Genomic DNA, 13,182 nt, shown 5'->3' with positions numbered 1-13,182 from the left:
TACCGCCGTAGCCGCATCGCCGTGGCATCCGCATCGCCGTGGCATCCGTATCGCCGTAGCATCCGCCCGCCGTGGCATCCGTACCGCCGTCGCCGCGATCAGCGGGCGTCGAGTACCGCCATGGCCGCGTTGTGGCCGCCGATGCCGCTGACCCCGCCGCCGCGCACCGCGCCCGCACCGCACAGATGGATATTGCGGTGCCCGGTGGCCACACCCCAGCGGGTGGCCGGGCTGTCGTCGGAATCGTCGGCGCGATAGGGGAATTCCAGATCGCCGTGGAAGATGTGCCCGCCGGGCATGCCGATCTCGTGCTCCAGGTCCAGCGGTGACTTGGCCTCCAGGCAGGGGCGGCCGTCCGCGTCCAGGGCCAGGCAGTCGCGAATGGGCTCCGCCAGCACCGAATCCAGTCGCGCGAGCGTGGCGGCCACCAGCTCGGCCTTCGCGCCTTCCGGATCCTTGTCGAAAAGTCGTGCGGGCGTGTGCAACCCGAACAGTGTGAGGGTGTGCATCCCCCGTGCGGCCAGTTCGGGTGACAGGATCGACGGATCGGTGAGGGTGTGGCAGTAGATCTCCGACGGCGGCTCCGAGGGCAGCAGCCCCGCCGCCGCCTCCCGGTAGGCGCGTTCCAGTTGCGCGCCCGCCTCACCCACATGGAATGTGCCCGCGAAGGCATCGTGCGGGTCGACCGCCGGATCCCGCAGCGCCGGTAGTCGCCGGAGCAGCATATTGATCTTCAGCTGCGCGCCTTCGGGTTTGGCCCGCGGCTCACCCAGCAGCCGTCCCAGCTCGTACGGAGCGGTGTTGACCAGCACACGGTCGGCTCCCGCCGCGCCGCCGTCGAAGCGCACCTCCGCGGTGTCGCCGTCGGTGTCGATGCCGGTCACGGCGCGGCCGGTGACGATCTCCGCGCCCGCCGTCCGTGCGGCGGTCGCGAGGGCGTCGGTCAACGCGCCCATACCGCCGACCGGCACATCCCAATCCCCGGTCCCGCCACCGATCACGTGATAGAGGAAGCACCGGTTCTGTGCCAGCGACCCGTCGTGCGCATGGCTGAACGTCCCGATCAGCGCATCGGTCAGCACCACCCCGCGCACGGTGTCGTCGTCGAAGGTCCGCTCCACCAGCTCGCCGAGCGGTCGCTCGAAGATCGACTCCCACATCGCGTCGTCGGCCACGATGCCGCGCAGTTCCGTCCGCGTCGGCAATCGCTCGGTGAGCGTCGGGAACACCCGCCGCGCCAACTCCCCGGTCTCCGCGTAGAACCGCTGCCAGGCGTCGAATTCCCGCTCGGACCCGGTGAGCCGCGCGAAGCTCGCCCGCGTGGCCGCCGCCGATCCCCCGTCCACGAGCAGCCCGCCGTCCCCCACCGGCGTATACGAGGAGATCCGCCGCTTGCGGGTCTCGAACCGCACCCCGAGATCCCGAATGATCTTCGCGGGCAACAGACTCACCAGGTACGAGAATCGCGACAGCCGCGCGTCCACCCCGGCGAACACCCGCTCCGACACCGCCGCGCCACCGGTGTGCGCCTGCCGTTCCAGCACCAGCACCGACCGCCCCGCCCGCGCCAGATAGCCCGCCGCGACGAGGCCGTTGTGGCCGCCTCCGACGATGACGACGTCGTACCGAGCCCGGACCGGAGAGCCGCTGTCGTTCATGTGTCGACTCTAGAAGTGGGCACCGACAATCGCCGGTAGGCCGCGCGTGGGGCCGCCGATCAGCGCCGCACCACCAGCAGGCAGCCCTGTTCGCCGCGTTCGTTCTCGTGGGGCTCGCGGACCATGCGGCAGATGGGGTGCAGGCCGTGCGGGAGCAGCAGTTCGGCGAGGGCGTCGGGGGACCAGCGGTAGGCGGTGGTGACCTTGTGGTCGTACGCCTCGACACCGTGATCGGTGGCCTGAAAGCCGAGCAGTGCGACGCCATCGGGACGCAGCACGCGCGCGAACTCGGCGAATGCCGGTGCCAGCCGCTGGGGATGGATGTGGATGATCGAATACCACGCGAGGATGCCGCCCAGGGACGCGTCGGGGATGTCGAGGGCCGTCATGGAACCCGTCTCGAAGCGGAGGCCGGGGTGGGCGGCCCGCGCCAGCCGGACCATCTCCGGCGAGAGGTCGACGCCGAATATGTCCAGGCCGAGATCGCGCAGCTGACCGGTGAGTCGCCCGGGACCGCAGCCCAGGTCGAGGACGGGGCCCGACGCCAGGTCGGCGAACGCGCCCAGCATGGCCCGGTCGAACGGCATATCCCGCAGCGCGTGTTCGAACATGGCCGCGTACAGTTCCGCGACCCGGTCGTACGCCGCCGCGACCACCGGCATTTCGTCATCCGCCATGGACCCGACTGTATCGACTTCCACCCGCCGTGGACCTGTCGGCAACCTTGTCGGTGCCATGCCATAGCTTCATGCCCATCGCGACCGAGTGGGAGGCAAGGATGGTCTCGAGTTCTAATAATCAAGCCGCACAGGAAGATTCGACACGCATGTCGATAGTGCGGGTGCTGCCCGCCGTCGCGCCGCGCAAGCTGGCGAAGGTGCCGTTCGTCGAACTGGCGGAGGGGCGGCTCCAGGGGGTGGTGTCCAGCGGTTCCGACATCGCCCGGGTGTACGTGGCCTCGGTGACGGCCGGGACGCACGGATTCAGTTGCAGCACCAACAACAACCGCCCCTGCGGCGGCCTGTCCGGCAACTGGACCTGCAAACACCTGGACGCGCTCATCACCGAGGCGGTGCTCCAGTACGGACAGGAGCGTGTCGCCCGCTACCTGCGGGTGGAGGTGCCGGAGGGCGGACGGCTCGCCGACGCGCTGGACGGCACCCGTGATCCGGCCCCGGCCGCCACCGTGTTCAGCCGGTTCCTGCGGCATCTGTCCTATCTGGAACTGGCGGGCGGCAATACGCCGATTCCCGAGCTCCAGTGGTTTCCCGCGGTGGGGGTGAGCCGCTGATGTCGGTGCGCTGGGAAGAACTGCTCGGCGAGACGCCCGAGGGCATCGCATCCGCCCACGAGGTGGTTGCCGGATTCGACACCGCGCTGGTGGACGGCTTCGCCCGCGTGGACGAGCGGCAGTCCGCCGCGCTCCAGGCGCTGGCGGGTGCGGTGGCCGGATCGCCACTGGCGGTGCCGGTGGCCGAGGCCGTCGCCCGGACCGGAGGCGGGTCGATCGGCCAGGATCAGCTGACCGCACTGGCGGCGGCACGCGCCGCCCTGCTCGGTGCCGTGCACGACGCCCTGCTGGAGCGACTCGACACCGCCCTGGGCCGAACCCGGCTCGACTGGGTGCGGTCCGCGGTGACCGCCGCCGACCCGCATCCGCTGGCTGTCGGCTGCCGTTCTTGGCTGGGCGAGGTGGCCATCGCGGGCTGGCGCGGCGTGGACCACGACCTGATCTCGGCGGCCGATCGCACGGTGGAGGGCCTGCTCGCCGAGCCGGGCCAGCGTCGGCTGGCCGTCCTGCTCGACGGCCTCAGCGCCGAGCTGAGCGCCTCGGCCCCCATCGCGACCATGGACGTACTGCCCGCGCGGCGCTGGGCCGACCTGTGGACCCGCGCCCTGTTGCTGACCTGGCGAACCGGGGCAGCCACCGCGCCGGAGACCGTTTCGGGTCGCCTGCTGCCCCTCGGCGTGGACGTGCACGAACACGGCACCGCCGTCCAGGCGCAGGTGCACGCCATCCTGGAGACCTCGGGCGCACCGTCGCGCACGGTGCGGGTGAGCGTGGCGGCCGCCAAGGTGGACACCATTGTCGGACCGGCGGTCTGGCAGCTGCTGGGCGCACACCGGCACCTGCTCACCGCACTGGCCGAACATCGCGCCCTGACCCTGACCGATATGCCGCTCACCGCGACCGGCGATCTGGTGTGGCAGGACGACCGGGCCAGCGTCGGCGACCCGGCCGACCCCTTCGCCACCGCGACCGTGCAACTGGCCGACGCGCTGGCCGCGCCCGCCGAACCGCTGGACCGCGACCCGGTGCACATCGCCGAACCGGTGCTGCTCGAGGGCTACCGAATCAAGGACGGCGCAATGGAATTGGACGGCCTGCGGTTACCGCTCGAACTGGACCGGTTGCCGGCCAGCGGACCGCTCACCCCGGCCGCGGTATCGGGCTCCTTCGCCTGCCTCGGCCTGCTGCGCTGGGACGGCGGGCGCTGGAGCCTGCGTCCGCTGGCGGTGCGGCGCAAGGTCAAGTCCACCGTCGTGGCCCTGCACAACGGCGACTGGGCGTGCGGCCCGACCGATCCCAAGGTGGCCAAGGCACAGGCGAAGTCGGGTGACGCGGTGACGGTGCTGCGCGAGCGGGCGGGACGGTTGCTGCGGAAATGACCGATCATGAGACTCGCCGTCAGATCCTGTACTGGCGGCTGCTGGCGGGCGTCTTCGGGGGCGATCCGCAGCCCACCCTGGAATCCGCGAGCGCGAGCATCGTCGAGGACATCGGGCTGCCGCTGGCGGTCCTCGATCCCGGCGTCTCCATAGACAATGTCGTACAACGATTTCCGGAACTCGCCGCCGAATTCGAGGCGCTCGATCTCACGGCCGAGCGCACCGCTGTCGAGACCGAGGCCGCCGAGGAGTCGGCGGATATCGGCGACACCGATGTGCGCTCCGCCGCACTGGTGTCCAAGCTCCTGCTGAACATCTTCGCCACGGGCTGCGGTGCGGTGAGCGCGGACCAGCTTTCCGGCTGGCAGAGCGACGCCAACTGGCTGCGCCGCGGCCTCGGCGAACAGCGCGCCGGGGAGGTGCGCGGCGTGCTCGCCGAACTGGAGGGCGATCTGGTGTCCCGGATGCGGCTGCGCGAGGTGCTGGCCGACCCGAAGCTGGCCGCCCAGCTGACCCCGAGCATGTCGCTGGTCGAACAGCTGTTGCGGGACAAGCACAATCTGTCCGGCGTCGCGCTGGCCAATGCCAAGGCCCTGATCCGGCGGTACGTGGACGAGGTCGCGGAGGTGCTGCGCACCCAGGTGCGGCAGAGCAGCGCGGGCACCGTCGACCGGTCGGTGCCGCCCAAGCGCATCCTGCGCAATCTGGACATCGACCGCACCATCTGGAAGAACCTGCCCAACTGGAATCCGCGCGACGAGCGCCTCTACGTGGACCGGCTGTTCTACAAGCCGACCGCGAAACGCACCGTGCCCGCCCGCATGATCGTGGTGGTCGACCAGTCGGGTTCCATGACCGACTCCATGGTCAACTGCACCATCCTGGCATCCATCTTCGCCGGTCTGCCCAAGGTGGACGTGCACCTCATCGCCTACGACACCCGGGCGCTGGATCTCACCCCGTGGGTGCACGATCCGTTCGAGGTGCTGTTGCGCACCAATCTCGGCGGCGGCAACGACGGCCCGGTCGCCATGGCCATGGCGCAGCCCAAGATCGCCGATCCGAAGAACACCGTGCTGGTGTGGATTTCGGACTTCTACGAATTCGACCGATCGCAACCGCTGTTCGAGAGCATGGCGGCGGTGCACCGCTCCGGCGTGAAACTCATCCCGGTGGGATCGGTCAACAGCTCCGGCCAGCAGAGCGTCAACCCGTGGTTCCGCGAAAGGTTCAAAACCCTCGGCACCCCGGTGATTTCGGGACGCATTCAAAAACTCGTCAACGAACTCAAGAACTTTCTCGACTAGGAGACCCCCATGTCCGAAGTCCTGCGCGCTCCCGCCGAAGTCAAGTACGCCGAAGAACTCGACTGGCTGGAGTCCATCGACGACGGCCCCAAGCCCTTCGCCTGGCGACTGAGCCCGAAGATGGTGCGGCTGTTCATTCTCGGCTCCGAACGCGCCGACGGCCTGGACCGCACCGTGGAGCAGAAGTGGTTCGGCGACCGGAGTTTCGTCGAACGCAGCATCGTCACCCTGGCCTCGGACCGCGGGCTGCTGCTCATCGGCGATCCGGGCACCGGCAAGAGCTGGCTGGCCGAACTGCTGTCCGCGGCCATCAGCCGCAACTCCACCCTGGTGGTGCAGGGCACCGCGGGCACCACCGAGGACCACATCAAGTACTCGTGGAATATCTCCATGGTCATCGCCAAGGGTCAGTCGCGTGAATCCATGATCCCCTCGCCCATCATGACCGCCATGGAGCAGGGCGTGATCGGCCGCTTCGAGGAGCTGACCCGCTCCACCAGCGATGTGCAGGACGCGCTCATCTCCATCCTGTCGGAGAAGTACGTCTCGATTCCCGAACTCGACGACGACAATGTGGTGTTCGCCCAGCCCGGTTTCTCCATCATCGCCACCGCCAACAGTCGTGATCGCGGCGTGAACGACCTGTCCTCGGCGCTCAAGCGGCGCTTCAATTTCGTGCGGATTCCGGTGGTGTCGAACAAACGCAGCGAGGCCGAGATCGTCCGGTTCCGCACCCAGGAGCTGTTGCGCCGCCACCGGATCGAGCTGGAGTTGCCGCCGACGCTGCTGGATATCCTGCTGGAGAGCTTCGCCGACCTGCGCGCCGCCGCCGCGGCGGCCACCAGCGACGACGACAAGCTGGAATCGGCGCTGTCGACCGCGGAGCAGATCGGCGTGCTCGAGGACGCCATTCTGCACAGCCAGTTCTTCGGCGAGCGGGAACTGCGTGCTGAAACCCTCGCCGGGTCGCTGGTCGGTTCGCTGGCGCGGCGGGCGCCGGAGGACCTCGCCATTCTGAACAAGTACCTGCACGGCGTGGTCGAGCCGCGCAGCAAGGATCAGGGTGGAGCCTGGGGCGAGTTCCTCGAGGGCGGCCGCGCGGCGATCGCGAGGCTGTCGTGACCGCATCCGAGATCCGCACTACCACATCGCTGTTCGCCACACTGCGAGACCAGTTGGCGGATGCGGCCGCCGCGTTCGCCGGTGATCCCGGTGCGGCGGGCGACATCCTGGCGGGCATGGTCGACGATGTCGACCGGGCACTGTCGGAGCGGCTGGAGATCTTCCCGGTCTGCCACCACTCGCCCGCCTCCGGACTGGCCATGGTGCGCCGCCTGCGCGAGAAGCAGCCCACCGTCATCTACATGGAGCTGTGCGAGGACCTGCGGCCGCTGCTGGACGAGCTGCGCAACTGCCGCCTGCCGGTGGCGCTGCAGGCGTTCGCGAGTGCGGTGGACGGCTTCCCGGCTTCCTGGGCCCCGCTCTCGATCGTCGCCCCCATCACCGAATCGTCGGCCGAGTATCAGGCCATCGCCTACGCGCTCGAGACCCCGGGCGTCGAACTGGTGCTGGTGGACCGCTCCACCGATCACGTCTTCCAATGGTCGCCGCGCGAGGACGAATCCGCCGACGCACCGGCGGCCGACGGCGGCCTGCACGGCGAAGCCGTCGGCATCGAGATCGGCGATATGCGACCGCGTTTCGCGGAACTCGAGCAGTACCTGCTGCACCACGGCAAGGTGCGGCACTGGTCGGAGTGGTGGGACCAGTACGTCGAACAGCCGCTGGCCGACGCCGACTACGACACCTACCGGCAGGTCATGGTGATGATCGGCAGCCTGTTCCGGCGGCTGCGGCGCGGCAGCACCGAGGTGGACGAGGACCGCGAGCGGTACATGTGGACGCGCATGCGCGAACACCTCGCCGCCACCGGAGCCGAGCCCGAACGCGCGCTGTACATCTGCGGCGCGGCCCATGCCGCCAGCCGGGTGGAGCAGTTCGGGCTGGATTCCACCGCGCCCTACGAGATTTCCCCGCGCACCGCCACCACCTGGCATTACGGGCTCATCCCGTCCAGCCACTCCGCCATCGAGGAGCAGTTCGGGCTGGCCGGTGGCGCGGTCTCCATCGCCGCCGCCACCTGGGCGAAGGGCCTGCGGCGTGCCAAGACGCAGGCGTTCCGGCTGGCCGGGCAGCCGGGGGCGCGGGGTCGGGCCGTGCGGAAGCCGCTGCCCGCCGCGAAACCCGCCGCGGCCGTGGCGGATCACCTGTCCGGCTTCCTGACCAGCGCACCGGCCCTGGATCCGCTGGACGAATCCGAACTGCTGGAGTGGTCGGTCGACATCGTCCGGCTGGCGCGCCGCAATGGTTATCTGGCCAGCACCGCCGACGCCATCGCCATCTTCGAACACTCGATGCTGCTGGCGGGCCTGCGCAATCGGACGCGTCCGACGCCGTACGACTTCCAGGACGCCGCCATCACCTGCATCGAGAAGGACACCGTGCCCGGCCGCCGCGATGTGCGGCGGCTGTGCGAGATCCTGCTCGGCGGGGACCGGATCGGTCAGGTCGGCTACTCGGCACTGCCGCCGCTGGCCCGCGATGTGCTGGACCGGCTGGCGCCGCTGGGCCTGGACCTGTCCAAGCGCACCCTGCAACGGGCGCTGCTGGACCTGCGCACCGACCCGCACCTGCGGCCGTGCTCGGATCTGCTGTGGCTACTGCGCAAGCTGATTCCCGCCGACGCCGTCCGGCCCATCATGGGCTCGCGCGGTCTGGGCGAGCAGGCCATTCAGGAGAGCTGGGATCTGGGGCTCGGCAAGTATCAGCGCTCCCTGGTGGAACTCGGCTACGAGGGCGTCACGGTCGAGCAGGTCTTCGAACAGCGCCTGCGCCGGGCGGTCGACGACCCCGACGCCACGGCCGCCGCGGCCCTGGCCGCGGTCGAGGACGCGCTGGTGTATCTGGGCTCGGCGCGGCTGGCCGACGAGATCGGCTCCCGCGCGGTGGAACTGCTCGCCGCCGAGCGCACGGTGGACGACGCACCCGCCGTGCTGCGCCGTATTCGGCTGCTGCTCAACCACTTCCGCTCATCCGGTGACGGGCTGCCGGAGTGGTGCGAGCGGTTCGTGACCGCGGGGTACGCGCACTACTGCACGCTGCTGCCGACGGCCTTCGCCGCGGACGACACCGGCGCGGGTCAGGTGGCCGCCATGCTCGGCTTCCTGTTCGGGATGGAAAGCCTCGCCCTGTCGCTGGGCTGCGACCACACCCAGCTGGAACTGGCCGTGCTGCAATCGCATCCGGAGGCTCCCGACAAGGTGGCGCTGCTGTGGGCCGCGCGTTTCCAACTCGGGTTGCTGCCGCTGGCCGAACTGCGCGAGCGCTGCGACGACATGTTGGTCAATCCCCTGGTGCTGCCGTCCTTCCCGCGCTATCTCACCGGTTTCGTGCATGCCATCGATCCGGCTCCGGCGCTGAAACCCTTTGTGGTGGAACTGCTGTCGAAAGCCTTCGGTCGGCTGCCCGATCGGGTGCTGCTGCCGTGGCTGCCCACCCTCATCACCACGCTGCGCAAACAGGTGGGCGAGGTGGTGCCCGCGCTGGTCCGGGAGGCGGGCCGCACCTTCCCGGGCGCGCTGCCCGCGGTGGACAGCTGGGTGCCACCGTGGTCCGAGACGGCCGCCGCGCCGACGTCCGCGGCCTCCGCCCCCCGCGGCCCCGCCACCGACCTGCTCGCGGCGCATCCGGCCGCGTGCGATGCGCTGGCGGCGTTGTTCGGCCACGATCCGGTCTGGCAGGAGCCGTCGGCGGCCACCGATACCGCGGTCACCGACCTGCTCGACCGGTATCCGGCGACGGCGGCGGCGCTGGCCGCCGACCTCGGAATCGGCTGACCCGCCGGGGGTCCGGTCCCCCGGACCGGGCCCCGGCGCATGTCGCCGATTACTTGACGAATCGCCGCCGCCACTGTAAATATTGAAATGGGAAAGACGCCGATAATTCGGATGTCTATTTGTTCGTGCCCTCGACATTCGTCGTTTTCGGGTGTAATTTTGGACTTCGTTTCCGGGGAAGAACCGTCCAGATCTCGAAAACCGAACGACTGTGGGGATGTAATGTCGAGTCGAGTATCGTTCGCCGAAATCCGTGAGCCGCTGGCGGTTCCGGATCTGTTGGGTATCCAGACCGATTCATTCGAGTGGCTGGTCACGAGTGGTTTAGCGGAGGTACTCGAGGAGATCAGCCCGATCGAGGACTTCGCAGCGACAATGTCGCTGACGCTCTCCGAGCCACGCTTCGAGGAGGTCAAGACCTCCGTCGAGGAATGCAAAGACAAGGATATGACCTACGCGGCGCCGCTGTTCGTGACCGCGGAGTTCATCAACAACAGCACCGGAGAGATCAAGTCCCAGACCGTGTTCATGGGCGATTTTCCGCTGATGACCGACCAGGGCACGTTCGTCATCAACGGCACCGAACGCGTCGTCATCTCGCAGCTGGTCCGATCCCCCGGTGTCTACTTCGACGAGACCATCGACAAGACGAGCGAGAAGACGCTGCACAGCGTCCGGGTCATCCCCTCGCGCGGCGCGTGGCTGGAGTTCGACGTGGACAAGCGCGACACCGTCGGCGTGCGCATCGACCGCAAGCGCCGGCAGCCGGTGACCGTGCTGCTCAAAGCCCTCGGGTGGACCAGCGAGCGCATCGAGGAACGGTTCGGCTTCGCCGAGATCATGATGACCTCGCTGGCGAAGGACGGCATGGCGGGCACGGACGAGGCGCTGCTCGACATCCACCGCAAACTGCGTCCGGGCGAGCCGCCGACCAAGGAGTCCGCGCAGAACTTGCTGGAGAACCTGTTCTTTCGGGAGAAGCGCTACGACCTGGCCCGGGTCGGCCGCTACAAGGTGGACAAGAAGCTCGGCATCCGCGCCGACTCGGACCGGGGCCCGGGGGTGCTCACCGACGTCGATATCGCCGCGATCATCGAGTATCTGCTGCGACTGCACCGGGGCGACAAGGTCATGACCGGACCGGGCGGCGTGGAGGTGCCGGTCGAGGTCGACGATATCGACCACTTCGGCAACCGCCGCCTGCGCACCGTCGGCGAGCTGATTCAGAACCAGTTCCGCGTCGGCCTGTCGCGCATGGAGCGCGTCGTGCGTGAGCGCATGACCACCCAGGACGTCGAGGCCATCACGCCGCAGTCCCTGATCAACATCCGCCCCGTCGTGGCCGGTCTCCGGGAGTTCTTCGGCACCTCGCAGATGTCGCAGTTCCTGGACCACCGCAATCCGCTCGCCAGCCTGACCCACAAACGTCGGCTGTCGGCGCTGGGTCCGGGCGGCCTGTCCCGTGACCGCGCCAGTCTCGAGGTCCGCGACGTGCACTACAGCCACTACGGCCGCATGTGCCCGATCGAGACGCCCGAGGGGCCCAATATCGGTCTGATGGGCTATCTCTCGGTGTACGCGCGGGTGAACCCGTTCGGCTTCATCGAAACGCCGTACCGAAAAGTGGTGAACGGCAGGGTGACCGACGAGGTCGACTACCTGACCGCCGACCGGGAGGATCGGCACGTCGTCGCGCAGGCCAATGAACGACTCGACGCGGACGGGCGCTTCCTCGCCGATCGAGTCGTGGTGCGGCGGAAGAACTCCGAGGTCGAACTGGTCGACACCGCCGAGGTCGACTACATGGATGTGTCGCCGCGCCAGATGGTGTCGGTGGCGACCGCCATGATTCCGTTCCTCGAGCACGACGACGCCAACCGCGCCCTCATGGGCGCGAACATGCAGAAGCAGGCCGTGCCGCTGCTGCGTTCGGAGGCCCCGCTGGTGGGCACCGGTATGGAGGCGCGGGCGGCGATCGACTCCGGCGACGTCATCCTCGCCGATAAAGCCGGTGTGGTGGAGGAGGTTTCGGCTGATTTCGTCACCGTGATGCACGATGACGGGACTCGTCGCTCGTACCGGTTGCGGAAGTTCGAGCGCTCCAACCAGGGCACCTGCGCGAATCAGCGTCCGATCGTGGACGAGGGTCAGCGGGTGGAGGCCGGGCATGTGCTCGCCGATGGTCCGTGCACCGAGAACGGTGAGATGGCCCTGGGTAAGAACCTGTTGGTGGCGATCATGCCGTGGGAGGGCCACAACTACGAGGACGCGATCATCCTGTCGCAGCGTCTCGTGGAAGAGGACGTGCTGACCTCGATCCATATCGAGGAGCACGAGATCGACGCTCGCGACACCAAGCTCGGTGCCGAGGAGATCACCCGCGATATCCCCAACGTCTCCGACGAGGTCCTCGCGGATCTGGACGAGCGGGGTATCGTGCGGATCGGTGCCGAGGTGCGTGACGGTGACATTCTGGTGGGCAAGGTGACCCCGAAGGGTGAGACCGAGTTGACGCCGGAGGAGCGGTTGCTACGTGCGATCTTCGGTGAGAAGGCGCGTGAGGTGCGTGACACGTCGCTCAAGGTGCCCCATGGTGAGTCGGGCAAGGTCATCGGTGTGCGGGTGTTCTCCCGTGATGACGATGATGATCTGCCGCCGGGTGTCAACGAGTTGGTGCGGGTGTATGTGGCGCAGAAGCGCAAGATCCAGGATGGTGACAAGCTCGCGGGTCGGCACGGTAACAAGGGTGTGATCGGCAAGATTCTGCCCGTCGAGGACATGCCGTTCCTGCCCGATGGCACGCCGGTGGACATCATCCTCAATACCCACGGTGTGCCGCGTCGGATGAACATCGGCCAGATCTTCGAGACGCATCTCGGCTGGGTGGGCAAGGCGGGCTGGAACATCCGGGCCGTCGACGGCACCCGGCCCGACTGGGCGCGGCGCCTGCCCGAGGAACTGCTGTCGGCGGATCCGGACACCACGCTCGCGACCCCGGTCTTCGACGGTGTGCGCGAGGACGAACTCGCCGGACTGCTCGCCTCGACCCGGCCCAACCGCGACGGCGACGCCGTGGTCGGACCGGACGGCAAGGCGACGCTGTTCGACGGCCGCTCCGGTGAGCCGTTCCCGCATCCCGTGGCGGTGGGCTACATGTACATCCTGAAGCTGCACCACCTGGTGGACGACAAGATCCACGCGCGTTCGACCGGCCCGTACTCGATGATCACCCAGCAGCCGCTGGGCGGTAAGGCGCAGTTCGGTGGTCAGCGCTTCGGTGAGATGGAATGTTGGGCCATGCAGGCCTACGGCGCGGCCTACACGCTGCAGGAACTGCTCACCATCAAGTCCGACGACGTCGTGGGCCGCGTGAAGGTCTACGAGGCGATCGTCAAGGGCGACAACATCCCCGAGCCCGGCGTGCCGGAGTCGTTCAAGGTGCTGCTCAAGGAACTCCAGTCGCTGTGCCTGAACGTGGAGGTGCTGTCCTCCGACGGCGCCGCCATCGCCATGCACTCCGGTGACGACGACGAGATCGACCGCACCGCGGCCAGTCTCGGAATCACGCTGTCGCGCAACGAGTCGGCCTCGATCACCGATCTGCCGGGCTGAGCGGCGGGCCGCGCCCGGAATCCGTGGCGCGGCCCACCG

At 68.5% G+C, this 13,182-nt stretch carries 8 protein-coding genes; 6 read left to right on the top strand and 2 right to left on the bottom strand.

What is annotated here, in order from left to right; genetic code table 11:
* Positions 1–98: 98 nt before the first annotated feature.
* Both QMO76_RS28660 and QMO76_RS28655 read right to left on the bottom strand, forming a co-directional pair.
* A complete protein-coding gene (locus QMO76_RS28660; RefSeq protein ID WP_306364457.1) occupies positions 99–1,658 on the bottom strand; it encodes an NAD(P)/FAD-dependent oxidoreductase in 1,560 nt (519 codons plus the stop codon).
* 59 nt (positions 1,659–1,717) lie between these two features.
* A complete protein-coding gene (locus QMO76_RS28655) occupies positions 1,718–2,335 on the bottom strand; it encodes a class I SAM-dependent methyltransferase (protein WP_306364456.1) in 618 nt (205 codons plus the stop codon).
* 149 nt (positions 2,336–2,484) lie between these two features.
* On the opposite strand from QMO76_RS28655, the gene QMO76_RS28650 reads away from it, so the two are divergent.
* The 6 genes from QMO76_RS28650 to QMO76_RS28625 all read left to right on the top strand — a co-directional run bounded on the left by QMO76_RS28650 (position 2,485) and on the right by QMO76_RS28625 (position 13,143).
* Positions 2,485–2,949, top strand: coding sequence for a hypothetical protein (locus tag QMO76_RS28650; RefSeq protein WP_306364455.1), 465 nt, complete (start codon positions 2,485–2,487; stop codon positions 2,947–2,949).
* Positions 2,949–4,328: a hypothetical protein gene (locus QMO76_RS28645; protein WP_306364454.1), complete on the top strand. Its 1,380-nt coding sequence runs from the start codon at positions 2,949–2,951 to the stop codon at positions 4,326–4,328. The genes QMO76_RS28650 and QMO76_RS28645 overlap by 1 nt, the downstream gene beginning before the upstream one ends.
* Positions 4,325–5,635: a VWA domain-containing protein gene (locus QMO76_RS28640; RefSeq protein ID WP_306364453.1), complete on the top strand. Its 1,311-nt coding sequence runs from the start codon at positions 4,325–4,327 to the stop codon at positions 5,633–5,635. The genes QMO76_RS28645 and QMO76_RS28640 overlap by 4 nt, the downstream gene beginning before the upstream one ends.
* A 9-nt stretch (positions 5,636–5,644) precedes the next feature.
* Complete coding sequence (locus QMO76_RS28635; protein ID WP_306364452.1) at positions 5,645–6,757, top strand: AAA family ATPase; 1,113 nt, start codon at positions 5,645–5,647, stop codon at positions 6,755–6,757.
* Positions 6,754–9,531 carry a DUF5682 family protein gene (locus QMO76_RS28630; RefSeq protein WP_306364451.1) on the top strand — a complete coding sequence of 926 codons (2,778 nt, stop codon included), beginning with the start codon at positions 6,754–6,756 and terminating at the stop codon, positions 9,529–9,531. The genes QMO76_RS28635 and QMO76_RS28630 overlap by 4 nt, the downstream gene beginning before the upstream one ends.
* Before the next feature lie 222 nt (positions 9,532–9,753).
* Positions 9,754–13,143, top strand: coding sequence for a DNA-directed RNA polymerase subunit beta (locus QMO76_RS28625; RefSeq protein ID WP_306364550.1), 3,390 nt, complete (start codon positions 9,754–9,756; stop codon positions 13,141–13,143).
* Positions 13,144–13,182: the final 39 nt, after the last annotated feature.

It is taken from the genome of Nocardia sp. CC227C, from assembly GCF_030767025.1.
Taxonomy (GTDB): Bacteria; Actinomycetota; Actinomycetes; order Mycobacteriales; family Mycobacteriaceae; genus Nocardia.
The sequence above is the reverse complement of the archived record's forward strand: the minus strand, read 5'-3'. Positions and strand labels throughout refer to the sequence as shown.

Excerpts from the sequence above, each read along its gene's own strand:
- QMO76_RS28640 (WP_306364453.1), top strand. The coding sequence starts at position 4,325 with ATGACCGATCATGAGACTCGCCGTCAGATCCTGTACTGGCGGCTGCTG.
- QMO76_RS28655 (WP_306364456.1), bottom strand. The coding sequence starts at position 2,335 with ATGGCGGATGACGAAATGCCGGTGGTCGCGGCGGCGTACGACCGGGTC.
- QMO76_RS28660 (WP_306364457.1), bottom strand. The coding sequence starts at position 1,658 with ATGAACGACAGCGGCTCTCCGGTCCGGGCTCGGTACGACGTCGTCATC.
- QMO76_RS28650 (WP_306364455.1), top strand. The coding sequence starts at position 2,485 with ATGTCGATAGTGCGGGTGCTGCCCGCCGTCGCGCCGCGCAAGCTGGCG.
- QMO76_RS28645 (WP_306364454.1), top strand. The coding sequence starts at position 2,949 with ATGTCGGTGCGCTGGGAAGAACTGCTCGGCGAGACGCCCGAGGGCATC.
- QMO76_RS28625 (WP_306364550.1), top strand. The coding sequence starts at position 9,754 with ATGTCGAGTCGAGTATCGTTCGCCGAAATCCGTGAGCCGCTGGCGGTT.
- QMO76_RS28635 (WP_306364452.1), top strand. The coding sequence starts at position 5,645 with ATGTCCGAAGTCCTGCGCGCTCCCGCCGAAGTCAAGTACGCCGAAGAA.